The organism is Roseibium salinum (genome assembly GCF_026240905.1).
Lineage (GTDB): Bacteria > Pseudomonadota > Alphaproteobacteria > Rhizobiales > Stappiaceae > Roseibium > Roseibium salinum.
The window spans coordinates 4,269,385-4,294,213 of sequence record NZ_JAPEVI010000003.1 but is presented as its reverse complement, the minus strand read 5'-3'; the positions used below and the strand labels follow the sequence as shown (position 1 = coordinate 4,294,213).

The 24,829-nt window shown below is 62.6% G+C and carries 20 protein-coding genes; 11 read left to right on the top strand and 9 right to left on the bottom strand.

Going from position 1 to position 24,829, the window contains the following annotated elements; translation table 11 throughout:
• The first annotated feature begins 2 nt into the window (after window positions 1-2).
• A complete protein-coding gene (locus tag ON753_RS24505; RefSeq protein ID WP_265966441.1) occupies window positions 3-842 on the top strand; it encodes an SMP-30/gluconolactonase/LRE family protein in 840 nt (279 codons plus the stop codon).
• Window positions 843-908: 66 nt separating this feature from the next.
• Window positions 909-2,810, top strand: coding sequence for a beta-galactosidase (locus ON753_RS24500; protein ID WP_265966439.1), 1,902 nt, complete (start codon window positions 909-911; stop codon window positions 2,808-2,810).
• 51 nt (window positions 2,811-2,861) lie between these two features.
• On the opposite strand, the gene ON753_RS24495 is transcribed toward ON753_RS24500, so the two are convergent.
• The 3 genes from ON753_RS24495 to iolG all read right to left on the bottom strand — a co-directional run bounded on the left by ON753_RS24495 (window position 2,862) and on the right by iolG (window position 5,932).
• Window positions 2,862-3,551, bottom strand: coding sequence for a DsbA family oxidoreductase (locus ON753_RS24495; RefSeq protein WP_265966437.1), 690 nt, complete (start codon window positions 3,549-3,551; stop codon window positions 2,862-2,864).
• Window positions 3,552-3,637: 86 nt separating this feature from the next.
• Window positions 3,638-4,762 carry a Gfo/Idh/MocA family protein gene (locus ON753_RS24490; protein WP_265966436.1) on the bottom strand — a complete coding sequence of 375 codons (1,125 nt, stop codon included), beginning with the start codon at window positions 4,760-4,762 and terminating at the stop codon, window positions 3,638-3,640.
• Between the two features lie 171 nt (window positions 4,763-4,933).
• Window positions 4,934-5,932, bottom strand: a complete 999-nt coding sequence (gene iolG / locus ON753_RS24485) for an inositol 2-dehydrogenase (RefSeq protein WP_265966434.1) — start codon at window positions 5,930-5,932, stop codon at window positions 4,934-4,936.
• 119 nt (window positions 5,933-6,051) lie between these two features.
• On the opposite strand from iolG, the gene ON753_RS24480 reads away from it, so the two are divergent.
• The 8 genes from ON753_RS24480 to iolB all read left to right on the top strand — a co-directional run bounded on the left by ON753_RS24480 (window position 6,052) and on the right by iolB (window position 15,923).
• The gene (locus tag ON753_RS24480) at window positions 6,052-6,912 is read left to right on the top strand and encodes a MurR/RpiR family transcriptional regulator (RefSeq protein ID WP_265966432.1); all 861 of its coding nucleotides are present in this window, start codon (window positions 6,052-6,054) and stop codon (window positions 6,910-6,912) included.
• Window positions 6,913-7,055: 143 nt separating this feature from the next.
• Complete coding sequence (locus ON753_RS24475; protein ID WP_265966430.1) at window positions 7,056-7,997, top strand: sugar ABC transporter substrate-binding protein; 942 nt, start codon at window positions 7,056-7,058, stop codon at window positions 7,995-7,997.
• Window positions 7,998-8,284: 287 nt separating this feature from the next.
• Window positions 8,285-9,412, top strand: coding sequence for an ABC transporter permease (locus tag ON753_RS24470; protein ID WP_265966428.1), 1,128 nt, complete (start codon window positions 8,285-8,287; stop codon window positions 9,410-9,412).
• Between the two features lies 1 nt (window position 9,413).
• Entirely contained in the window at window positions 9,414-10,193 is a 780-nt protein-coding gene (locus ON753_RS24465; RefSeq protein WP_265966426.1) for an ATP-binding cassette domain-containing protein, read from the top strand.
• Window positions 10,194-10,239: 46 nt separating this feature from the next.
• Window positions 10,240-12,186 carry a bifunctional 5-dehydro-2-deoxygluconokinase/5-dehydro-2-deoxyphosphogluconate aldolase gene (locus tag ON753_RS24460; RefSeq protein WP_265966424.1) on the top strand — a complete coding sequence of 649 codons (1,947 nt, stop codon included), beginning with the start codon at window positions 10,240-10,242 and terminating at the stop codon, window positions 12,184-12,186.
• Window positions 12,183-14,024, top strand: coding sequence for a 3D-(3,5/4)-trihydroxycyclohexane-1,2-dione acylhydrolase (decyclizing) (iolD, locus tag ON753_RS24455; RefSeq protein WP_265966422.1), 1,842 nt, complete (start codon window positions 12,183-12,185; stop codon window positions 14,022-14,024). Before ON753_RS24460 ends, iolD begins: the two co-directional genes overlap by 4 nt.
• 202 nt (window positions 14,025-14,226) lie before the next feature.
• Complete coding sequence (gene iolE / locus ON753_RS24450) at window positions 14,227-15,123, top strand: myo-inosose-2 dehydratase (RefSeq protein WP_265966420.1); 897 nt, start codon at window positions 14,227-14,229, stop codon at window positions 15,121-15,123.
• Window positions 15,120-15,923: a 5-deoxy-glucuronate isomerase gene (iolB, locus tag ON753_RS24445; RefSeq protein ID WP_265966418.1), complete on the top strand. Its 804-nt coding sequence runs from the start codon at window positions 15,120-15,122 to the stop codon at window positions 15,921-15,923. Before iolE ends, iolB begins: the two co-directional genes overlap by 4 nt.
• Before the next feature lie 219 nt (window positions 15,924-16,142).
• Here iolB and ON753_RS24440 read toward each other — a convergent pair whose 3' ends face one another.
• The 6 genes from ON753_RS24440 to ON753_RS24415 form a co-directional block, all read right to left on the bottom strand.
• Entirely contained in the window at window positions 16,143-17,054 is a 912-nt protein-coding gene (locus ON753_RS24440) for a sugar kinase (protein WP_265966417.1), read from the bottom strand.
• A 204-nt stretch (window positions 17,055-17,258) separates the two neighbouring features.
• Window positions 17,259-18,047 (bottom strand): DeoR/GlpR family DNA-binding transcription regulator, encoded by a 789-nt coding sequence (locus ON753_RS24435; protein WP_265966415.1) that lies wholly within the window; start codon window positions 18,045-18,047, stop codon window positions 17,259-17,261.
• A gap of 350 nt (window positions 18,048-18,397) precedes the next feature.
• Window positions 18,398-19,489, bottom strand: a complete 1,092-nt coding sequence (locus ON753_RS24430; protein WP_265966413.1) for an ABC transporter ATP-binding protein — start codon at window positions 19,487-19,489, stop codon at window positions 18,398-18,400.
• Between the two features lie 33 nt (window positions 19,490-19,522).
• Window positions 19,523-20,671: a carbohydrate ABC transporter permease gene (locus tag ON753_RS24425; protein WP_265966411.1), complete on the bottom strand. Its 1,149-nt coding sequence runs from the start codon at window positions 20,669-20,671 to the stop codon at window positions 19,523-19,525.
• A gap of 13 nt (window positions 20,672-20,684) precedes the next feature.
• Window positions 20,685-21,926, bottom strand: a complete 1,242-nt coding sequence (locus ON753_RS24420; protein ID WP_265966410.1) for a carbohydrate ABC transporter permease — start codon at window positions 21,924-21,926, stop codon at window positions 20,685-20,687.
• A gap of 230 nt (window positions 21,927-22,156) precedes the next feature.
• Window positions 22,157-23,530 (bottom strand): ABC transporter substrate-binding protein, encoded by a 1,374-nt coding sequence (locus tag ON753_RS24415; RefSeq protein WP_265966408.1) that lies wholly within the window; start codon window positions 23,528-23,530, stop codon window positions 22,157-22,159.
• Between the two features lie 249 nt (window positions 23,531-23,779).
• On the opposite strand from ON753_RS24415, the gene ON753_RS24410 reads away from it, so the two are divergent.
• On the top strand, window positions 23,780-24,823 hold the full coding sequence (locus ON753_RS24410) for a LacI family DNA-binding transcriptional regulator (protein WP_265966406.1): 1,044 nt from the start codon (window positions 23,780-23,782) through the stop codon (window positions 24,821-24,823).
• The last annotated feature ends 6 nt before the right edge of the window (window positions 24,824-24,829 follow it).

Sequence of the window (24,829 nt, the reverse complement as noted above, 5' to 3'; positions counted from 1 at the left end):
CCATGAGCAAGATTTTCGATGAGCGCCAGTGCACTCTGGGCGAAGGCCCTCTCTGGCATCCCGAACGCCGGCAGCTTTTCTGGTTCGACATCCTGGGCAAGCAGCTGCTGACCCGTGAGAACGGCACGCCCAGGTCCTGGCAGTTCGACGAATATGTCTCCGCCGCCGGCTGGGTCAGCAAGACCGAGCTGCTGATTGCAAGCTCCAGCAAGCTGTTCCTGTTCAACCTGGAAACGGAAGCTTCGAAAAAACTCTGCGATCTGGAGGCGGACAGACCGCTGAACCGCTCCAATGACGGCCGCGCCGATCCGAAGGGCGGGTTCTGGATCGGCACCATGGGGATCGCCAAGGAACCCAATGCCGGGTCGATCTACCGTTTCCACAAGGGCGAACTGCGCCGGCTGTTCGCCGACATCACCATCACCAATGCCATCTGTTTCTCGCCCGACGGCACGACCGCCTATTTTGCCGACACCGATGCACAGACGCTCCACAAGGTCGCCCTGGATGACGACGGCTGGCCCGCGGGAGAGCCGGAACTGTTCAAGGACTTCAAATCGGAAGGCCTCTTCCCGGACGGCGCCGTCGTCGACAGCGAAGGCCACCTGTGGAACGCGCAATGGGGCGCAAACCGTGTTGCACGCTATGCGCCGGATGGCAGCTTCGTGGAAGAAGTCCTTGTTCCCGCCAAACAGGCCTCCTGCCCCGCCTTCGGCGGCCCGGACCTGAAAACTCTGTTCGTCACCACTGCCGCGGTGAACGTTTCCGGCGAAGAGCAGGGCAAGACCTATTTTGCTGAGACCTCCGTCAGCGGCCAGAGCGAACACCGCGTCCTGCTTTAGCGACACTCGCCTGGCCATGCAGAACCCGATCATCTGACATTACAGCGGACGGCAATGAGCACCCCCATGAAACGCACCCTGGGCACCTGTTACTATCCTGAACACTGGCCGGAAGAGATGTGGGAGGCCGATGCCCGCCGCATGGCGGAAACCGGTCTCACCTGGATCCGCATCGGCGAATTCGCCTGGTCGCGGCTGGAGCCTTCCCCGGGCGAGCTGAATTTCGAATGGCTCGACCGGGCGATCGAAACCCTTGGCCGCGCCGGACTGAAAGTCGTGCTGGGCACGCCGACCGCGACCCCGCCGCGCTGGATGATCGACAGGCATCCGGACATGCTGGCCGTCGATGCGCACGGCCGGCCGCGCAAATTCGGCTCCCGCCGCCACTATTGTTTCTCGCACGAAGGCTACGGGCGGGAATGCGACCGCATCGTGCGGCTGTTCGCCGAACGCTACGGCAAGAACCCGCATGTCGGTGCCTGGCAGACTGACAACGAATACGGCTGCCACAAGACGATCCTCTCCTATTCGGATGCGGCCGCACGTGCGTTCCGGGTCTGGCTGCAGGACCGCTACGGCTCCATCGGGGCGCTGAACCGCGCATGGGGCAACATCTTCTGGTCGATGGACTATGCGTCGTTCGAGGAAATCGATCCGCCCAACCTGACAGTCGCCGAGCCCAACCCGTCGCACACCCTTGCCTTCAGGAGGTTTTCCTCCGATCAGGTGGCACGCTTCAACAAGCGCCAGGTGGACATCATCCGCGAATACTCGGATGCGCCGGCCAGCCACAACTATATGGGCAGGTTCACCGACTTCGACCATTTCAAGGTCGGCGACGATCTCGACATCGCCACTTGGGACAGCTACCCGCTTGGCTTTTTGGAGGACAGGGTCGGCGCCGACCGGGAGCACAAGCGCGCTTTCGTCCGCCAGGGCGATCCGGACTTCCAGGCCTTTCACCACGATCTTTACCGCGCTGTCGGCAGGGGCCGCTGGTGGGTGATGGAACAGCAGCCCGGCCCGGTCAACTGGGCGCCGTATAATCCGGCTCCGCTTCCCGGCATGATGCGCCTGTGGGCCTGGGAGGCCTATGCCCATGGGGCTGAAGCGGTCTGCTATTTCCGCTGGCGCCAGGTTCCCTTCGCGCAGGAGCAGATGCATGCCGGCATGCTGCGTTCGGACAATGCCGATGCCCCGGCGCTTCTGGAGGCACGCCAGGTCGCCGACGAGTTGCGCGACGCGCCGGATGTTTCCGCACCGCAGGCGCCGGTCGCGCTGATTTTCGACTACGACGCCGACTTTGCCTGGACGACCCAGCCGCACGGTAAGGGCCTCAGTTATTTTCAGCTCATCTTCGACACCTACAAGGCGCTGCGCAAGCTCGGGCTTTCCGTCGACATCCTCCGCGGCGAGACCCGTGACTTTGGCGGCTACAGCATCGTTTCCGCACCGGGCTTGATCTACATGCCGCAGGACCTGAAGAAGGCCCTTGGTCAAACGCAGGCCCACGTGGTGCTCGGCCCGCGCACCGCCGCCCGCAACGCCGACATGGTGATCCCCGTGCCGCTGCCGCCGGACATGCCCGGCCTGGAGGTCACGGTCTCGCGCGTCGAAACGCTCGGCCTCGACATGCCGATGCCGCTCAAGGGCGGCGGTCATTTCACCGGCTACCGGGAAGAGCTGGAAGGCGCGGCCGATGTCGCCGTGGAACTGGAAGATGGTCAGCCGGCCGTCTTCAGACACGAGAAACTGACCTATGTCGGCGGCTGGGGCGACGAGACGGCACTGAAGCGCATCTACAGCGAGATTTGCGCCCTGGCCGGGATCGAGACCCGCGAGCTTGCCGGCGGCGTGCGCTGCCGGGACACCGACGGTCTGCGGATCTGGACCAACTACGGTGCGGAGCCGGCCGAAACGCCGGCGGGCCGCATCGAGGCGGCCGGGGTGCTGCTCGAGAAGCTTTGACGCCCCTGCCGGCAAGGGATGCAAGCCTGCACCCGGCCGGAGAGGGTGCAATCAGTGGCGGCTGATACTGGCCGCGTCTTCGCCCACCAGTTGCCTGATGATCGAGGAATAGTTGTCCGCACCCTGGGCGCCGCTGATCAGGTGGCGGCGCTCGAAGATGACCGCGGGGACGCCCTGAATGCCGTTGCCGGTCCAGAAGGCCTCCTCCTGCCGGACAACATCCGCGAACCGCCCGTCCTCCAGAACCTTGAGGGCCTCGTCCCGGTCCAGCCCGACGCCGGCGGCGATATCGGCAAGGACTTCAGGTTCGTTCAGGTCCTTGCCATCGCGGAAATAGGCTTCGAACAGGGCCAGTTCCAGCGGATGTTCCTTGCCCTCCGGTCCGGCCCAGTGAATGAGCTGGTGCGCCTTGAACGTGTTCACCATGCGCATGTCGTCGGAGAAGCGGAAATCAAACCCGAGCCCCGCCGCCAGTTCCGTCAGCCGGTCGCGCACCGCCTGGGACTGCTCCGCCGTGGAGCCGTATTTGCGCATGATATGCTCGCGCAGGTTCTCGCCGTCTTCGGACATATCGGGGTTGAGCTCGAACGGATGCCACTTGATCGCGGCCGAGACGCCGGTCTGCTCGATCGCCATTTCCAGCTGCTTGAAGCCGACGATGCACCAGGGACATACGACATCGGAGACGATGTCGATCTGCAGAATATCCTCAAGGTCGGTCTCGGTATCATCCGAATTCATGAAGTGTCCTTTCCCGCCGGGCTCGTGATTCATGCCCTTCTTCGCCAAGCATATAGGCAGATGGCGTCCGGGTGCAAAGACCGGGATTACTTCACGAAAACCCGCTTCTGCCCGGAAGCGGCCTCGGCAATCGCGTGAATGACCGCTTCGAAATGAAGCGCCTCCCGGAAGGACGGCACGGCCGGCCGGTGCTGCGAGATCGCCTGAAGGAACTCATGCGCCTCGATGACCTTCAGATCGTTGAAACCCAGCTGATGGCCGGCTGCCGGAACGAACTGGCCATAGGGCGGATGCGCCGGGCCGCTGAGCAGCGTCTTGAAGCCCTGTTCCCCGAACGGGCCGCGGTTCTGATAGAGCCGCAATTCGTTCATGCGTTCCTGATCGAAGGTGATCATGCCTTCGGTCCCATGGACTTCGAACGCGATATAGCTCTTGCGGCCCCAGGCGCTGCGCGAGGTGGAGATGACCCCGTGGACGCCGTTTTCGAATGTGACCAGCGCCGAGGCGATATCCTCGTTTTCCACCGGCCGGCGCTCGGCCGACCCGTCGTCGAGCGGCCTCGTGGCGTGAACGGTTCTGGTCTCGGCAATCAGGCTTTCGACCGGTCCGACGAGCGCCGTTGCCAGCGAGACCAGATGACAGCCGAGATCGCCGAGGGCGCCAAGCCCGGCATCCGCCCTGGTTGCCCGCCAGGTCCAGGCAAGCTCCGGATCGGCCTGGTAGTCCTCGTCCACCATGCCGCGGAAGTGAACGATGCGGCCGATGGCCCCTTCCGCGATCAGCTTGCGGGCATGGCTAATCGCCGGATTGTGCAGGTAATTGTAGCCGACAATGGTCTTCGCGGCGGTCCGTTCCGAAACCGCCAGCATCTGACGGGCATCTTCCAGCGTCAGCGCCATCGGCTTTTCCAGATGCACGTGCTTACCGGCTTCCAGGGCCGCCAACGCCATCTCCTTGTGCACCTTGTTCGGCGTGGTGATGCAGACGATATCGACCTTCGGATCGGCGATCAGGTCCTGCCAGGTTGCCGTCGCCCGGGCAAAGCCGAACTGGTCGGCGAAGGCATCCGCCTTGTCGGCCGGCACGTCGCAAAGCACCTCCAGCCGGATATCCGGCACATCCCCGAAAACGGCCTTGACCGACCCGTAGGCAAGCGCGTGGCACTTGCCCATGAAGCCGGTGCCGATCAATCCTATGCCGAGACTGTTCATGGCACGTGTTCCCTGAATTTCTCTCAGAACCTGGTCTCAACCACTTGCAGCCTCATCCTGAGAAAGCGCGAAGCGCTGTCTCGAAGGATGTGCCGCTTGTTCTGGAATATGCCGCCTATCCTTCGAGACGGACCTCACGGTCCTCCTCAGGATAAGGTTTCGTAGATGGTCTCAGATCTCGTCCATGCCGATGGCGCGGCGCTCTGCGATGGACTTGAGGGCGGCTTCGGCGAGGGCGAGGGCCTTCAGGCCGTCCTCGCCGCTCGGCGAGGGCATCTGGTCGTTCTCGATCGCCTGAACGAAGGCGGCGATCTCCGCCGCATAGGCTTCCGTGTAGCGGGTCATGAAGAAGTCGTGCAGCGGCGGGCGGGTATAGCCGTCCGCGCTCGCCACTTCGATGGAGATCGGACGCTGGTTTTCCGCGCTCACCGCACCCAGCGAACCATGCACCTCGATCCTCTGATCGTAGCCGTAGGTGGCACGGCGGGAATTGGAGATGGAGCAGTGTTTTCCGGACGTCGTGGTCAGCACCACCGTGGCGCTGTCATAATCGCCGAGCTTGCCGATTTCCGGATCGACCAGCACGGAGGCCGTCGCATAGACCGAAGCGACTTCTTCGCCTAGGAGAAAGCGCGCCATGTCGAAGTCGTGGATGGTCATGTCGCGGAAGATGCCGCCGGAGGATGTGATATAGGACGGCGGCGGCGCGCCGGGATCACGGGAGACGATCTGCACCATTTCCACCTCGCCGATCCGGCCCTCGTCGATCGCCTGGCGCACCGCGCGGAAATGCGGGTCGAAGCGGCGGTTGAAGCCGAGCATCAGCGTCGCGCCGAGCTCCTCGACGGTCTTGAGACAGGACTTTACCCGCTCGAGGGAGAGGTCAATCGGCTTTTCGCAGAAGATCGCCTTGCCGGCTCTTGCGAACTGTTCGATCAGGTCGGCATGGGTATCGGTCGGCGTGCAGATGATGACCGCATCGACATCCCCGGCCGCGGCGATTTCATCGATCGAACTGACCCGGGCACCATAGGCCGCCGCGAGCGCATCGGCCGCGTCCGGGAAGGCATCTGCCACGGCAACGAGCGATGCACCTGCCGTTGCCGCGATTGCCTTCGCATGCACCTTGCCGATACGTCCGGCCCCTAGCAGGGCGACAGTGACTGCCATGATGTTTCCTCCCGGGATGGCGAACGGCCGATCGGTTCGTTCCGTCGGCTTGCCAAATTAGAATAAAAATTCCAAAATCATTTTCGACGGTCAGTGTCAAGCCGGAAAAGAAGATCAGAATGAATGATGCTAGGTCAGGCGAACCTTCAGCCTCCATGGATGATAACAGCGATACCGCTCCCAAGACAATCGACGCGTTCTTCAATCGTCTCGGCGGCAAGGCGGATCAGCTCCCGAAAAGGCTGAAGCAGTTCGCCAATTACATCGCCGCCAATCCGGACCGGGTCGCCGTGTCGACCGTTGCCGAACTGGCCGAGAGCGCGGATGTCCAGCCGTCCGCGGTGATGCGCTTCAGCCAGGAGATGGGGTTTTCCGGCTTCTCGCAAATGCAGAAGCTTTTTCGCTCCGGATATGCGCAGAAATGGCCGGATTACGCCACCCGGCTCGCCAAGCTGCGCGAGCACGGCACCGAGTCGCCTTCCGCGCTGCTCGCCGAATTCGTCGAGGTCGGACGGGCATCGCTGGAGAACCTGCTGACAACCGTGGACCCGGTCGCCCTGCAGCAGGCGGTGGACGTGCTCGCCCGGGCGGAGACCATCCACATGATCGGCTTCCGCCGGGCGTTCCCGGTGACGTCCTATCTCGCATATGCCTTTGAAAAGATGAATGTTCCGGCGGTCCTTCACTCGGGCATCGCCAACATGAACATGGAACATCTGATTCGCCCGAACGATGCCGTCATCGCCGTGACGTTCGCGCCCTATTCGGAGATGACCATCGATATGGCGACCAAGGCCCGGGCCACCGGCGCGGACATTGTCGCCATCACGGATGTGGTCACGAGCCCCCTCTCCCGGCTCAAGGCGATCCAGCTTCTGGTCTCCGAACTCGACGTCGGCGCATTCCGCGCACTCTCCGCAAGTCTTTCTCTCGCAATCGCTTTGGCGGTCTCGGTGGGGGCAGCCCGGAACCGCATGTGACGTTTTTTGGAAAAAATCTGTTGCATAAAAAGTCAAATAGAATTTAAATTCCAAAAGTGGCGCTGAAGTCTCGGCGCCACGAATGACTTCTGAAGTCGCGGGCAGGGAGTCGAGTCCCGCGGCACACGTTCTGGGAGGAACACATGAAGAAGACACTTATCGCAATGGCCGCTGCAGCCGTTGCCTTCACCGGCTATGCCGCCCCGGCCGCTGCGGAGGGCGAACGCTTCGTCCTCGTAAGCCACGCACCGGACAGCGACAGCTGGTGGAACACCATCAAGAACGCCATTGCGGTGGCCGGCGAGCAGATGAACGTTGAAGTGGAATACCGCAACCCGCCCACCGGCGACCTGGCGGACATGGCCCGCATCATCGAGCAGGCGACCGCCTCGAACCCGGACGGCATCATTGCCACGATCGCCGACTACGACGTGCTCTCCGGCCCGATTTCCGATGCAGTTGCCAAGGGCATTCCGGTGATCACCATCAACTCCGGCACCATCGAGCAGTCCAAGCAGCTCGGCGCGCTGATGCATGTCGGCCAGCCGGAATATGATGCGGGCAAGGGCGCGGGCGAAAAGGCCAAGGCGGCCGGCGTCACGCAGTTCCTGTGCGTGAACCACTATATCACCAACCCGGCTTCCGTTGAGCGGTGCCAGGGCTATGCCGACGCGCTCGGCGTCGAACTCGGCAACCAGATGATCGACAGCGGCCAGGATCCGTCCGAGATCAAGTCCAAGGTCATGGCGCACCTGCAGACCAATCCGGACACCAACGGCATCCTGACCCTCGGCCCGACCTCTGCTCATCCGACCCTGGCGGCCCTGGACGAACTCGGCAAGTCCGGTACGATCCACTTCGGCACGTTCGACATCTCCAGCGAGATCGCCGACGCCATCAAGTCCGACGTCATCGCCTTTGCCATTGACCAGCAGCCCTATCTGCAGGGCTACCTGCCGGTGGTGATCCTGACGAACCTTGCCCGTTACGGCGTGGTTCCGGGCAACTCCATCAACTCCGGCCCCGGCTTTGTCACCAAGGACAATATCGCCCTCGTGGAAGAATACGCAGGCGAATACCGCTAAGACGCCAAAGGGGGCACGATTGCCCCCTCACGGTCCTGCGAAGAGGCGGCCCGCCGCCTCTTCGCCAACTCAGGATCAATTCCGCGCGGTTCGGAACCGAATGCGCGCGCACTCATCCGGAACAGGATCGACCTGCATTCCAATCGAAAGAGCTGAATGCAGACAAGTTGATCGTTCAAGGTGCTGGAGCATCTTTGCCGACGTCATTGCGGCGGGCATGCTCCGGAGTTCTGCGGCCGGGCCGCACAGGAAAGCGGCCGGCCCGTCCGGCACGCAGGAGGACACTTATGGCTGAGACCCAATCGGCAGCCGCCCCTCACAAAGACGAGCGCATCCGTGAAATATCATCCGTGCGCAAGGCGCTGATCCGCCCGGAACTGGGCGCCATTTGCGGCACCATCCTCGTCTTCATGTTTTTCATCGCCATTGCTGGCGACAGCGGCATGTTTGCCCCTGAAGGCATCATCAACTGGGGAACGGTGTCCGCACAGTTCGCCATCATCGCCGTCGGCGCCTGCCTCCTGATGATCGCAGGCGAGTTCGATCTCTCGGTCGGCTCCATGATCGGCTTTTCCGGCATCATGATCGCCCTGATGACGGTCCATTGGGGCTTCCCGACCTGGATCGCCATTCTGGTCGCCATCGCCCTGGCGCTGGCAATCGGCGCGCTCAACGGCTACCTGGTGATGAAGACCAGCCTGCCGTCCTTCATCGTTACCCTCGCATTCCTCTACATTCTGCGCGGCCTGACGATCTTCATTTCCATCGCCACCACGCGGAAAACCATTATCGGCGGCGTCCGCGAGGCGGCCGAAGGCGATCCGATCGCCTGGCTGTTCGGCGGCAAGGTGTTCTCCGGCCTCTTCGTCTGGCTGGCCGACATGGGCGTCGTCGGCAAGTTCGTTGCCGGCCCGAGGGCCGGGCAGCCGGTTGTCGAAGGCATTCCCATGCTGATGATCTGGGCCATCGCCCTGATCGTCTTCGGGCATTTCCTTCTGACCCGCACCCGTTTCGGCAACTGGATCTTCGCCTCCGGGGGCGACGCCCAGGCCGCGCGCTATGTCGGCGTGCCGGTGAACAGGGTCAAGATCCTGATGTTCATGTTCTCCGCCTTCTGCGCCACCATATTCGCCACCTGCCAGGTAATGGAATTCGGCTCCGCCGCCGCGGACCGCGGTCTGTTGAAGGAGTTCGAGGCCATCATTTCCGTGGTGATCGGCGGCGCGCTGCTGACCGGCGGCTACGGCTCCGTCGTCGGTGCCGCGCTTGGAGCGCTCATCTTCGGCGTGGTCCAGCAGGGTCTTTTCTTCGCCGGTGTCGAAAGCTCGCTCTTCCGGGTCTTCCTCGGCGTGATCCTGCTGCTCGCCGTGATCCTCAACACCTATATCCGGCGCATGATCACGGGGGAACGCTGAGATGTCTGACACGCTGATCGAACTCATCGATATCGAAAAGCATTTCGGTCCCGTCATCGCGCTCGCCGGCGTCTCCGTCTCCGTCAGGGCCGGCGAATGCCATTGCCTCCTCGGCGACAACGGCGCGGGCAAATCCACCTTCATCAAGACCATGTCCGGGGTCCACAAGCAGACCAAGGGCAAGATCCTGATGGAGGGAAAGGAAGTCAGCTTCGACAGCCCCCGCGATGCCATGGAAGCCGGTATCGCCACCGTCTACCAGGACCTGGCGATGATCCCGCTCATGTCCGTCACGCGGAACTTCTGGATGGGCCGCGAGCCCCGCAAACGCTTCGGTCCGTTCAAGTTCTTCGATTTTGCCGAGGCAAACGAAGTGACCATGACGGAAATGGCCAAGATGGGCATCCGTCTGCGCTCCCCGGAACAGGCCGTCGGAACGCTGTCGGGCGGTGAGCGCCAGACCGTGGCCATCTCCCGGGCCGTCTATTTCGGCGCCAAGGTGCTGATCCTCGACGAGCCGACCTCCGCTCTCGGTGTCCGCCAGACCTCCAATGTGCTGGCGACCATCGACAAGGTTCGCAACAAGGGCATCGGTGTCGTCTTCATCACGCACAACGTGCGCCATGCGATGGCGGTGGGGGACCGGTTCACGGTTCTCAACCGCGGCAAGACGCTCGGCACCGCTGCGCGGGGTGAGATCAAGGCCGAAGAGCTTCAGGACCTGATGGCCGGAGGCCAGGAACTGGCGGAGCTGGAAGGATCCCTCGGCGGGACTGTCTGACGGCTCGATTCGAACCCGTGGCCCTACGAACTTATGGAATGTTGACGTGAAGAAACTCGATGTCATCACGATCGGCCGGTCCTCGGTCGATCTCTACGGGGCGCAGGTGGGTGGCCGGCTGGAGGACATGGGATCCTTCAACAAGTATATCGGCGGCTCGCCCACCAACATGGCCTGCGGCACCGCCCGCCTCGGCCTCAGGTCCGGGCTGATCACGCGGGTGGGCAACGAGCATATGGGCCGCTTCATCTGCGAGGAGCTGGAGCGACACGGTGTGGCGACCGACGGGGTCGTCACCGACAGGGAGCGCCTGACCGCCCTCGTCCTGCTCGGCATCCGCGACCAGGAACAGTTCCCGCTGATCTTCTATCGCGAGAACTGCGCCGACATGGCGCTGTGCGAGGACGACATCGATCCGGACTTCATCGCCTCGGCGAAAGCGGTGGTCGCCACCGGCACCCATCTGTCCCATCCGCGCACCGAAGCGGCCGTCCTGAAGGCCCTGCATCTTGCCCGCGAAAGCGGCGGCCGGACGGCGCTCGACATCGACTACCGGCCGAACCTGTGGGGCCTTGCCGGCCATGATGCGGGCGAAAGCCGGTTCATCGCCTCCGACCAGGTGACGGCAAAGCTCCAGTCCAGCCTGCATCTCTTCGACCTGATCGTCGGCACGGAAGAGGAGTTCCACATTGCCGGCGGCACCACCGACACGGTTGAGGCGCTGAGGAACGTCCGGAAGGTCTCCGGGGCGACGCTGGTCTGCAAGCGCGGCCCGATGGGCGCCGCCGCGTTCGAGGCGGATATTCCGGACAGCCTGGACGAGGGCATCTCCGGCCCCGGGTTTCCGATCGAGGTGTTCAATGTGCTGGGCGCGGGCGACGGTTTCATGTCGGGCCTGCTGAAGGGCTGGATTACCGGTGAAGACTGGGTGACCAGCCTCACCTATGCCAATGCCTGCGGCGCCTTCGCGGTCTCGCGTCACAGCTGCACCCCGGCCTATCCGAGCTGGGAGGAGCTGCAGTTCTTCCTGAAACGCGGCATCGAGCGCAAGGACCTGCGCAACGACCTGGCGCTGGAACAGATCCACTGGTCCACCAACCGGCACCGCACCCATGGCGGTGACTGGTCGACCATGCGCGTCTTTGCCTTCGATCACCGCATTCAGCTGGAACAACTCGCCGATGAAGCCGGCGCCAGCCGCGAAAAGATCGGCGCCTTCAAGACACTCTGCCTCGCCGCGGCCCGGCAGGTCGCGGGCGGTGAGCCGGGTTACGGCATCCTCTGCGACAGCCGGTTCGGCCGCGAGGCGCTCTATCAGGCCGCCGGAACCGGACTGTGGATCGGTCATCCGGTGGAGTGGCCTGCCTCCCGGCCGCTCTCACTCGAACCGGAAATCGGTCCGGATTTCGGCGGCCTGGCCCAATGGCCGCTGGAGCACGTGGTCAAGGTCCTGTGCTTCTACCACCCGCAGGATCCGGATGAGCTGAAAGCCGAGCAGGAGGACGTGCTCAAACGCCTCTTTGCCGCCTGCCGTCGCAACCGGCTGGAAATGCTGCTGGAGGTCATCCCCTCCAAGGTTGGCCCGGTCGATGACGACACCACGTCCGATATCATCCGCCGGATCTACGACATCGGCATCTATCCGGACTGGTGGAAGCTGGAGCCGATGACCTCGCACACCGCCTGGGCGAAGGCCTGCGAGGCCATTTCGCAGAACGACCCGCACACGCGCGGCATCGTCGTTCTCGGCCTGGACGCCCCCGAAGAGCAGCTTTCGGCGAGTTTTGCCGAGGCGGCACAGTTCGACCTCGTCAAGGGTTTTGCGGTCGGCCGGACGATCTTTGCCGATGCGGCCCGGAAATGGCTTGCAGGCGCGTTCACCAGCGAACAGGCTGTTGCCGACATGACCGACCGCTTCGGGCGCCTGTGCCGTGCATGGGACGAGGCGCGCGCCGGGGCGCAGTCCATTGAACGCCAGGGAAAAGAAGCATGAGCACAATCCGACTAACTGCCGCTCAGGCACTCGTCCGCTATATCTCGGCACAGATGACCGAAGACGGCGAACGCTTCATCGACGGCGTCTGGGCGATCTTCGGCCACGGCAACGTTGCCGGTCTCGGCGAAGCCCTGGAACGGGCGGGAAATGCCCTGCCGACCTGGCGGGGCCAGAACGAACAGACCATGGCGCACACGGCGATCGCCTACGCCAAGGCCAAGAAGCGCACCCGCGCCATGGCGGTCACCTCTTCCATCGGCCCGGGGGCGACCAACATGGTGACGGCAGCGGCCCTTGCCCACGTCAACCGCCTGCCGGTGTTGCTGATCCCCGGCGATGTCTTCGCCAACCGCGGCCCGGACCCGGTGCTGCAACAGGTCGAGGATTTCGGCGACGGCACGGTATCGGCCAACGATTGTTTCCGGCCGGTGTCGCGCTATTTCGACAGGATCAGCCGTCCGGAACACCTTCTGACGGCCCTTCCCCGCGCCTTTCAGGTGATGACCGATCCGGCCATGTGCGGCCCGGTCACGCTCGCATTCTGCCAGGACACCCAGGCCGAGGCTTTCGATTACCCGGAAAGCTTCTTTGAACCCCGGGTCTGGCGCATTCGCCGTCCGGAGCCCGACAGCCGCGATATCGCGGATGTTGCCGCGCTGGTGAAGGCGGCGAAGGCCCCGGTCATCGTCTGCGGCGGCGGCGTCATCTATTCCGGGGCCGAGGAAACCCTCGGCGATTTCGCAACCCGGCACGGCATAGCGGTGATCGAGACCCAAGCCGGCAAATCGGCGCTGGCCCAGTCCCATCCGATGAATTTCGGCGCAGCCGGCGTGGATGGGGCGGAAAGCGCCAACAAGCTCGCCGAGGCCGCCGATCTGGTGATCGGCGTCGGCACGCGGTTCCAGGATTTCACCACCGGTTCCTGGGCGCTTTTCAAGCAGCCGGACCGCAAGCTGGTCTCGATCAATGTACAGGGCTACGATGCCGCCAAGCACGGTGCCGTGAGCGTGGTCGGCGATGCGAAGGTCTGCCTGGAGAAGATCTCCGCCGCCCTCGGCGACCACAAGGCCGATGCCTTCGATCCCGGCTCACGGCTCGACTGGCTTGCCAAGGTGGATGCCCATTGCAGCGCCCGAACCGATACGCCGGAAGGCTATCTGCCGCTCGATGCCGAAGTGATCGGCGCCGTCCAGCGCACCGCCAGCGAAAAGACCATCGCGATGTGTGCCGCCGGCACGATGCCGGGCGCCCTGAAACTGCTGTGGCAGGCGCCCCAGGGCGGCTATCACATGGAATACGGCTATTCCTGCATGGGTTACGAAATCGCCGGCGCCATGGGCATCAAGCTCGCCCAACCGGACAGGGACGTGGTCTGCTTCGTCGGCGACGGGTCCTACATGATGGCCAATTCCGAACTTGCCACCGCAGTCATGCGCCGGGTGCCGTTCACGGTCGTCCTGACCGACAACCGGGGCTATGGCTGCATCAACCGGCTGCAGATGGGAACCGGCGGCGAACAGTTCAACAATCTCTATCAAAACTGCAATGTCGAGGCCCAGCCGGATATCGATTTCGTCGCCCATGCCGCTTCCATGGGCGCGCATGCGGCGAAGGCGAAGGACATTACCGACCTGGAGGCGCACATCCTTGCCGCCCGCGACCGGGCCATCCCGACGGTCATCGTCATCGACACCGACCCGATGCACGGTCCCGGCGAAAACGGCGGTGGCCACTGGTGGGATGTCGCGGTGCCCGAGGTTTCCGACCGGGCGGAGGTCAACAAGGCACGCGAAGGATATGTCGCCGCGCTGAAACATCAGCGCGCGGCGGATTGACGGAGTGGACAGGCACCGCAGCACTTTTACAACTCCCCTCATCCTGAGGAAGCGCGCAAGCGCTGTCTCGAAGGATGGGCCACTTGCTCATGAGTGTGCCGCCCATCCTTCGAGACGGACCCGAAGGTCCTCCTCAGGATGAGGTTTGAATTTTCGAGAACCCCGAACCCAACATTTCGCGACAGCGGACCAGGACACGAACATGATCCTTTACGGCACCAACCCGATCGCATGGGCCAATGACGACGACCAGACGCTGGGGGCGCATATCCCGACCGAGCAGATCCTGAAGGAAGCCTCGCAGATCGGCTTCGACGGCATCGAGAACGGCCATCGCTGGCCGGACGATCCGCAAGAGCTGAAGCAGCTTCTGGGCGGCTACGGCCTGAAATTCATTTCCGGCTGGTATTCCCTGAACCTCCTCACCCGCTCCGTCGAGGACGAGCAGAAAGCGATCCAGCCGCATCTGGACAAGCTGAAGCACAACGGCTGCAAGGTTTGCATTGCCTGCGAAACCTCCAACACCATCCAGGGTTCGGATGTCGACATTTCGAAAAGCCCGGTTCTGAGCGCGGACGAAATGAAGGCATTCGGTGCCAAAATCGAGCAACTTGCCGCCTTCTGCGCCGGACAGGGCATCGACCTCGTCTATCATCACCACATGGGCACTGTTGTGGAAACGCCGGAAGAGATCGATGCCTTCATGGCGGCGACCGGACCGGCAACCAAACTGCTGTTCGATGCCGGTCACTGCTATTTCGGCGGCAACGGCCGCGATCCGGCGCCGGTCCTCGCCAGATATGTCGACCGTGTCCGGCACTTCCATGCCAAGAACGTCCGCCCGGCTGTGATGAAGGATATCCGCGACAACGGAAAGTCGTTCATGGATGGCGTCCGCGCAGGCGTCTTCACAGTGCCTGGCGACGATGAAGGCGGAATTGATTTCCGGCCGCTGCTTCAAATCCTGAAGGACACCGGCTATCAAGGCTGGATCGTTATCGAGGCCGAGCAGGATCCGGGCGTCCGCAATCCGTTCCAGTATCAGAGCCTCGGCCTGAAGACGCTGAAATCCATTGCTAATGAGGTGGACCTGACATGAGCGACCTACTCGTCAAACCCTCCGGCACATCCGGCAAGGTGCACGACATCACACCGGAAAGCGCCAATTGGGGCTATGTCGGCTTCGGACTCTATCACCTGAAAGCCGGGGAAACCGCGGCCGAGGAAACCGGCGACCGGGAAGTCATCCTTGTTCTGGTCGAAGGCAAGGCGGAGATCTCCGGCGCCGGAGAGGACTTTGGCGAACTGGGTGATCGGATGAGCGTCTTTGAACGCAAGAAGCCCCATTGCGTCTATCTTCCCAACGGCACGAACTGGTCCGCCAGGGCGGCGACCGATTGCGTCCTGGCGGTCTGCAGCGCACCGGGCAAGGGCAACTACAAGGCCCGCGTCATCACCGGCATCGAGGACGTGGTGCGCGGCAAGGGCGCCAACACCCGGTATATCAATCCGATTGCCATGGAAGAGACCGACATCGCCGACAGCCTGCTGGTGACGGAGGTCTTCACGCCGCAGGGCAACTGGTCGTCCTATCCGCCGCACCGGCATGATGAAGACAATTTCCCCGAGATGACCTATCTGGAGGAGACCTATTATCACCGCCTGAACCCGAAACAGGGCTTCGCTTTCCAGCGCGTTTTTACCGAAGACGGCGAGTTGGACGAGACCATGGCAGTCTCCGACGGCGACGTGGTTCTGGTTCCCAAGGGCCACCACCCCTGCGGCGCGCCCTATGGCTACGAGATGTATTATCTCAACGTCATGGCCGGCCCGATGCGCAAATGGCGTTTCAAGAACCACCCGGACCACGACTGGATTGCCCAGAGGGACGCGGGTTAATCCGGGGGCTGCGGATGGGGTCGGAGACTTCGTCTCCGGGCCGGTCTCCGCTTTGTCGCGCGGCCCTTCAGTCTGCTGACTTCGTCTTTATTCCTGGGTCATCCCGGCCGAGCGGAGCGTAGAGCCGGGACCCACTCGCCGTTCGGCTCATAAAAGAGCGTGATGGATCTGCGAGCATGTCTCACTCGACTTCGTCAGACAACCGAAAGGCGCACCCGTCTATGCCGTCTCGAAACAATCGACGAGCGCGCCGCGATGCTGGATGACCTTGGCCGCCAGCCTGGCGCCGGCGTCGACGCCGGCCTCGAGATTTCCGGAAGTCAGATATTCGGCCAGGAAAGCGGCATTGAAACTGTCGCCCGCGGCGGTGGTATCGACGATGCTCGTGACCGGCTGCGGCTGAAAGGCCTTCTGCGTGCCGCCACGGGAGGCACAGATCACTTCCTCCGGCCCGTTCTTGACGACGACCATCTCCGCTCCGGCAGCGAGATAGCGTTCCGCGCTGGCCTTCGGATCGGCGTCGCCGAAATGGGCAAGTTCGTCTTCAAAGGACGGCATGACGAAATCGCACAGGCCCGCCGCTTCCGTGACGCTCGCCCGCATCGTATCCAGATCTTCCCACAAGCGCGGACGAAGGTTGGGATCGAAGGCGATCTTCGACCCGCCGCCGCGCGCCTTGCGAAGCGCGTTCATGAAGGAAACACGGTCCTCGGCGGAAAGGATCGCCAGCGTGATGCCGCTGAAATAGACCAGTCCTGCCCCATCCAGCGCCGCGTCGAGCGCTCCCTTGTCGGCGGCAAGGCAACGGGCCGCCGACTGGGACCGCCAATAGGCGAAACTGCGCTCGCCGTCCTTCAGCTGGATCAGGTAGAGGCCGACCGTGCGCTCGTCCATGAGGCGCACCGCTCCCGTATCGATGCCTGAGCGCTGCAGGAAATCCAGCATCTGAGCGGACACCTGATCGTTGCCGACCGCCGTATAATAGCTGACCGACCAGTCCGCCGGCAGGCATCTGCGCGCATACCAGGCGGTGTTGAGCGTGTCTCCGGCAAAACCCATCGCATAGGTACCGTCCCCGGTCGGGGCCATTTCGACCATACACTCGCCAATGGCCAGGAATCTTGACGGCACGGGATACTCCTTAACGCTCGACAGCTGAAAAACGAAAGACGGACAATCCGCAGAAACGCTGGATTTAAATCCATTAGCATAGGTCACACATAGATAGAAAGTGCGCCCGCATAGCCAAAGCGGTTTGGGAGATTTAATCTGCCGTGGAAAAGATCCGGCACTCGGCCGCAAGACGCCAAGGGCCGAGCCGTCAGCGGGTCAGCCCTAAGCCGCGCTGCCGCCTTCGGCGACATGGACTTCGGTGGTTGAGCCCTTCAGGCTCTCCAGGTAGGACGGTGGCACGGGCCGGTCAGTGAAGACGGCATCGACATCGCTCAACCGGCCTCCCCGCACATGGGCGCTGCGCCCGAACTTGCTGTGGTCGAGAACCAGAAAGGACCTGCGGCAGTTGGCCAGGATCGCCTGGCGGGCGGCAACCTCGTCCTCGTGGAAGTCCAGCAGGGTTCCATCCTCGTCGACACCGGCCACGCCGAAAATGCCGATATCGACCTTGTAGTTGGCGAAAAACGCCTGGGCGGACGCCCCGAGAACGTCCCTGTCGCCATGGCGCAGCCGCCCGCCCGCGATCGTCACCTGGAAGGTCGGATTGGCGGACGCCGTGAAGGCAACGTTCAGGTTGTTGGTGAAAATGGCCAGCCTGTCGTGGGTGACCAGTGCCTGCATCACGATTTCCGGCGTGGTTCCGATCGAAAAGGCAACCGACTGATTGTCTTCGACCTGGCCGGCGACCAGCTTTGCGATCAACTGCTTTTCCGGCAGGTTCAGAATCTGCCGGGTGGAATAGTGAATGTTCGCCGCAGCCGCCGGAGGTTCCACCCCGCCATGCGTCCGCCGCAGCACGCCAAGTTCACACAGACCGTTCACGTCGCGGCGAATGGTCTGGGCGGTCACATCGAAACGTTCGGCCAGTTCCTCGACGGAGGCGAAACCTGCCTTCTGCACAAGATCGGCAATTTCAGCCTGCCGTTTTGAAAGATCCATCTGACCAAGCATACGTTTCCGCCCGAAATCACTTACCCGCCCCGGCAACTCACCGGCCGCGGGTTACCCTCCAGGGACGCTCGTGTTGATCTCGAAAACGGCCGTCCGCGAAGTCTGACAAAACACGTTCATATGAACGTTGTTCGTCGTTCATATGAAAATTCTATGACAGTTTGCGAATTTTGGACGATTAACTCAAGTGCCTTGCGAAGGCAGCAATGGAACAGAGGAAGACCTTGGAAACTGCAAGGCCGGCCTGACTACAGGCCGGCCCGGTGGCAATTCAGGCACGCTGCTCGCGTGGTCAGGACGTCGCCGCGCGGAACCCGGCCGCCCGTCTGCAGAACAAGCCAGGCTTGCGGTCACCGGTAGAGGAACGACTGCCCCTTCCCGTCGAAGAGATGCAGCTTTTCAGGAGCCGCGGTCAGGCGGATGGGCGTGCCCTTTGCGATCTTGTGAATGCCGGGAAGTTTGGCGATCAGGGCCGGAACTCCGCCCGTGGCCTGGAAGTAGAGAACGGTGGTTTCACCGAGCGCTTCCACGATCTCCACGTCGGCGGTGATCAGGAAATCGTCGCCATCGGTAACCGTCAGGTCTTCCGGCCGCACGCCCAGTTTGACGACGCTGTCCATGTCGCTCTCGAACGAGGCGATCGGCAGGTCCGCATGGCCGCCATCGGTCGTTTGAACCGATGTCGTGTTCCCCGTGGCCGTGACCTTTGCCTCCAGGAGGTTCATGGCCGGCGACCCGATGAACTGGGCGACGAAGGTGTTCGCCGGCCGCTCGTAGAGCTCCAGCGGCGCACCGACCTGCTCGACGTCACCGCCATGCAGAACGACGATGCGGGTTGCCAGCGTCATCGCTTCCACCTGGTCGTGCGTCACGTAGACCATCGTGCTTTCGGGCATGCTTTCCTTCAGCTGAGCGATCTCGATACGGGTCGCCACGCGCAGGGCGGCGTCCAGGTTCGAAAGCGGTTCGTCGAACAGGAAGACCTTCGGGTCGCGCACGATGGCGCGGCCGATGGCGACACGCTGGCGCTGACCGCCGGAAAGCGCTTTCGGCAAGCGGTCGAGATAAGGCTCAAGCTGCAGGATGCGGGCCGCGTTGGCGATCGCCGCATCGATTTCCGTCTGCGGCTTCTTGGCGATCTTCATGCCGAAAGCCATGTTGTCGCGCACCGTCATATGCGGGTAGAGCGCGTAGGTCTGGAACACCATGGCGATACCGCGCTGAGCGGGCGGCACGTCGTTCATGCGCTCGCCGTCGATCTCCAGCGTCCCGCCGGTGATCGTTTCCAGCCCGGCGATCATGCGCAGGAGCGTGGACTTGCCACAGCCGGACGGGCCGACGAAAACGATCAGCTCGCCTTGATCGATCTCCAGGTTGATATCTCTCAGGACTTCAACACTGCCGTAAGATTTGCTGACATCCTTCAAGGACAGAGATGACATGCCGGCTGCTCCCCAAGTTGAATTTTGCTCATGTTATTTCACCGACCCGGCCAGGAGGCCGCGGACGAGGTAGCGCTGCAGCGCAAAGAAGACGGCCAGCGGCACGACGATCGAAATGAACGCCGCCGTGGCGAGGATTTCCCAGTTGCCGCCCCTGGTACCGAGCAGCTCGACGATCTGCTTGGTCATAACGGTCGTCTCGCCGGTGGCGTCGATCAGGAACACCATTGCGACCAGCAGATCGTTCCAGGTCCACAGGAACTGGAAGATGGCGAAGGACGCAAGCGCCGGGAAGGACAGAGGAAGGATGATCTTGGTGAAGATCTGGAAGTCGGTCGCCCCGTCCACCTTGGCGTTTTCGATGATGTCCCGCGGCAGGCCGACCATGTAGTTGCGCAGGAGATAGATCGCCAGCGGCAGGCCGAAGCCCGTATGGGCCAGCCAGACGCCGAGATAGCCCTTGCCGATGCCGACGGCCAGATGCAGCTTCAAGAGCGGAATGAGCGCCAGTTGCAGCGGCACCACCAGCAGCCCGACAACCGCGGCGATCAGGAGCGCACGCCCGGGAAAGCGCATCCAGGCCAGCGCATAGGCGGCAAAGGCGGCAATCACGATCGGAATGATCGTCGCCGGGATGACGACGGTCAGTGTATTGAAGAACGCCTTGGTCATGCCCTCCCGGTTGGACGGGTCGAGCAGCATGTTCTTGTAGTTCTGCAGCGTGAATTCAGGCGGCGTCTGGATCGTGACGAACACCCGTTCGCCGCGCCGGCCGGAAAACTCCTGGCTGTTCACCAGCCGGTAGTCGCCGTTTTCCTGAACTGTCAGGCGCCCGTCCTCGCCCATGTCGGCCGTGTCGCCCGGTGCGTAGGCACCGATATCGCGCATGGATGTTCCCCAGGACGAGATTGTTGCGTCCGTTGCTCCCTCAAACAGATTGCCCTGTATGAGCCATTGCCCGTCCTGTTGAACCTGACTGTCCGGAGCGCCGGTGCGCAGCGACTCGTTCCGCTCCGCAGGCAGCATTGCCGCCCACCAGCCGCTCGACGTGATCTGGTCCGCCGTGCGGAAAGACGACACGAAGAGGCCTAGGGTCGGGAACAGCCACAGCGCGACGAGAAGCACGACCGAGATGTGGACCGCCCAGGTGAGGCCGGATTTGGTGCCAGCGATTGATGACATTCTTCAGCCCCCCTCAGCGCATTTCCTTGCGAGCGTTGTAGACGTTCCAGACAAGGATCGGCATCACCAGCAGCATGATCACGATCGCACTTGCGGAGCCGACGCCCCAGTCGCTTGCGCGGAACAGCTTGTCGTACATGTAGTTCGCCAGAACCTGCGTCTCCCATTGGCCGTTGGTCATGGCGAACACGATATCGAAGATCTTCAGGACGACCAGCGTGATGGTGGTCCACACGACGACGATCGTGCCCATGATCTGGGGAACCTTGATCTTGAAGAAGATCTGAAACGGGTTGGCCCCATCCAGGATGGCGGCCTCGATCGTCTCTTCCGGAATGCCGCGCAGCGATGCGGAGAGGATCACCATGGCAAAGCCGGTCTGGATCCAGATCAGCACGGCCATCAGAAAGAAGTTGTTGTAGAACGGAATGGTGAGCCACGTCTGCGGTTCGCCATAGGGCAGCGTTGCCGTGAACACGGAGACGGCGGACTTCAGCGACAGCCAGATCATCCAGGCGGCAGCGAGCACGATAATCAGTCGCAGCGGCACGGACCACCAGGTTCCCGTGCTGCGCCCCGCCCCCTTGGGCAGCATCGCCGTGACCAGCAGATAGATGATATAGGCCATCAGAGCGGCGAAGCCGAGCAGGATGACGGCCGGCAGAAGGCGCAGCACGATGAAGGATCCCGCGCCGCCATCGAACGCCAGCCAAAGGGCGTTGAGAACACCTATCTGCTCCTGGTTGGCAGCACGTGTGTCATAGATCAGCTTGAAGATCACAGCGGCGCCGACAAAGGAAATCGCCATCGGCATGAAGATGAACGACTTGGCGACATTGCCCCAGGAGATGCGGTCGGTCAGTTGCGCGGCCAGGAGGCCGAACGCGGTCGCAATCGCCGGCACGACGATCAGCCACAGCATGTTGTTGCGCATCGCTTCCCAGAATTTCGGCTCGCTCGCCATCTGGGAGTAATTCGCAAGGCCGACAAAGGCCCCGCCTGCCGACCGGTCCGTCAGCGACAGCCGCAACGTCTCGATCACCGGATATCCGAGGTACAGGCCGAGAGCGAAGATGGCCGGAAACAGGAACAGCCACGGCCGGATCATGTTGGCCCGGTTGATGTTGCGCCCCGCGTCCTTTCCCTGTGGCGGAAAGAGAACCTTGTCCAGAATCTGATTGGAAAAATAGAAGTAGCCGATGCAGCCGCCAACACCAATGATGATGGTGATAAGCCCCTGAAGTGCCGGATTCATGGTCTCCTCCCGAGAACCTGTCTCTAGAACAACCTGCCTCCTGCCGGACGCCACATGGATGCTCTAGCACTTTGAAAGGGATCAACTTTCCCGCACTCAGGTCAATCAACCCGAATGCAGGTCGATCTGGGTCATACCGTTTTCAGCGATTTTTCTTGGAGGTACGGCCCGGCGATCCCGGTCCTGTCCGGGGCAGCGCACTGCCCCGGACATTGTTGTTCCAATGGCCCTTACTTCAGGCCTTCCCAGGAAGTCTGGATCTCCTCGGCCACCTGTTCGGCGGGCTTGCCGCCGACAAAGTCGACCATGCCGGTCCAGAACGCCCCGGCGCCAACGCCGCCGGGCATGAGGTCGGAGCCGTCGAAGCGGAAGACCGTCGCGTTGAGAAGAATGTCGCCGAGCGCCTTGCGCGTCTCCGTGACATAGACTTCGTTGTTCACGCTCGTTAGCGGCGTCAGGAATCCGCCGCCCTCCAGGGACATCCAAAGCTCATGCGCGATCGGGGTTTCCAGGAACTCGACGAAGGCATGCGCGGCCTTGCTGTCCTTGGTGATCGCGAACAGGGTGCCCGCGCCCAGGACCGGCTTGCCAAGATCCTTCTCGGCATAGGCCGGGAAATAGAAGAAATCGGCATCAAGACCCACTTCGGTCCCTTCTGGGAAGAAGGCGGGAATGAAAGAGGCCTGGCGGTGCAGGTAGCACTGCGGCGGCACCGAGAAGAGCCCCTTGGGACTGTCGCGGAAATCGGTCGAGGCAACGGCATCGGCGCCGCCGGCCACAAAGTCGTTGTTGCGTGCGAACCAGCCGAATTCCTCGATCGCCGCGACGACTTTCGGGTCGTCGAAGGGGATCTCGTTGGTCACCCACTGGTCATAGACCTCCGGCGGCTGCGTACGCAGCATCAGATCCTCGACCCAGTCGGTTGCCGGCCAGCCGGTTGCCGCACCCGATCCGAGTCCGATGCACCAGGGCGTCCCGCCGTCCGCAACGATCTGCTCGGTCAGCGCCTTCAGCTCTTCCATGGTCTGCGGAATTTCGTAACCGGCGTCCTCGAGGTTCTCCGGCACATACCAGACCAGCGACTTCACGTCGGCCTTGTAGGGGAAAGCATAGAACGCTTCGCTGCCGTCCTTGCCCTCATACGTGCCGAGATCGACCCAGGACTGGCCCGCGGCGTAGTTTTCCTTCATCCAGTTCGCGGCTTCGTCGCCGAGCGGCGTCAGGAAGCCGCGGCTGGCGAGATCGGCTGCAAGGCCGGGCTGCGGGATGACCGCGATGTTCGGAGCAGAGCCGGCCTCGGCATCGACCATGATCTGCTGTTCCATGCTGTCGGAGCCGGTGTAGCGCACGTCGACATTGGCGGCTTCACCGAAATAGGCGAGCACCTTGTCGAACGCCTCCTGGTCCGGCCCGAGCCACGGCCCCAGAATGGTGAGCTGCTCACCACCAAGGTCATGAGAGTCGGCATAGGCCTGATAGCTGTCCCAGTTGAAACGGGAATCTTCACCGGGCGCATACATCAGATCCTGCGCCGCCGCTGCGCTGATGCCAAAGGCAACGCCCAGTGCTGCGCCTGCCGTGCAGGCCATCAAACGTGATTTCATGTCAATCCTCCCAGATTGTCCTTACCCCAGGACCCTCTATTTAAAGTGGCACACCTCACCACCTGGCAGCAATACCCACGCACTTGCCGATACAGGCATCCCTCCCAGAACCGGCTATCCAAACCGCTTTGGATTTCGCCCTCACCATGTCGTTACACTACGGTCTTGTCAAGTCGACAACTGAGGAATTAATGTTGCATTTCAATAACAGGCCTACGGGAGGGCGCTTTCAAAGCGTTTTGAGCCTTCATGAGCAAAGGTGTAAACCTTAAGGAACTATCGCAACGGCTGAACCTGTCGCAAACGACGGTCAGCCGCGCGCTGAACGGCTATCCGGAGGTCAGCCCCGAAACGCGCAAGCGCGTTGTCGAAATGGCGGACAAGCTCGGCTATGCCCCCAACAGCCAGGCAAGGCGGCTGGCCACGGGGCGCTCCATGGCGATCGGCCACGTCATACCGCGCTCGATACACGAGATGATGAACCCGATCTTTCTGGAGTTCATTGCAGGGGCCGGAGAAACCTACTCGAAGCACGGCTACGACATGATCATAAGCGTGGTCGACGACGCCCATGAGGAGGAGGCCTATCGGCAGATCGCGTCACGCAAGAAGGCCGACGGCGTGATCGTTCACGGCCCGGCGACCAGTGAACACAGGCACGAACTCCTGAAGGAGCTCAATCTGCCGTTCGTGGTCCACGGCCGCATTCCCGGCGCCGAGAACGAGACCTCGTGGATCGACATGAACAACCGCCGGGCTTTCGAGCGGGCAACCAATCTGCTGCTCGACCTCGGCCACACCCGTATCGCGCTGCTGAACGGCCTTGAAAACATGGATTTCGCCCGGCGGCGGCGGACGGGCTTTGAAGAGGCGCTCGCCGCCCGCGGGCTCGCAGCCGACCCGGCGCTCATGCGCAGTGCGGACATGACAGAGCCCTATGGCTGCGACAACGCGATGGAGATGCTCCGGATTGAAAATCCGCCGACCGCCTTTCTCGTCTCCTCGATGATCACGGCAATCGGTGTCGCCCGCGGCGTCGGACAGTGCGGATTGAAAACCGGCAAGGACGTTTCCATCATCACTCACGATGACGCCCTGTCGTTCCTCCCCAACAGCGGGGAAGTGCCGATCTTCACGTGCACGCGGTCTTCGGTGCGCTACGCGGGACAGAAGGCCGCCGAACTGCTGCTCGCCATGATCGCCGACCCGGGGGCCAAGCCGGCGTCCCTCCACCTGGACGCCGAGCTGATCATCGGCCAGTCGACCGGTCCGGCACCCGCCCGTACAGGTTAAAGCCTT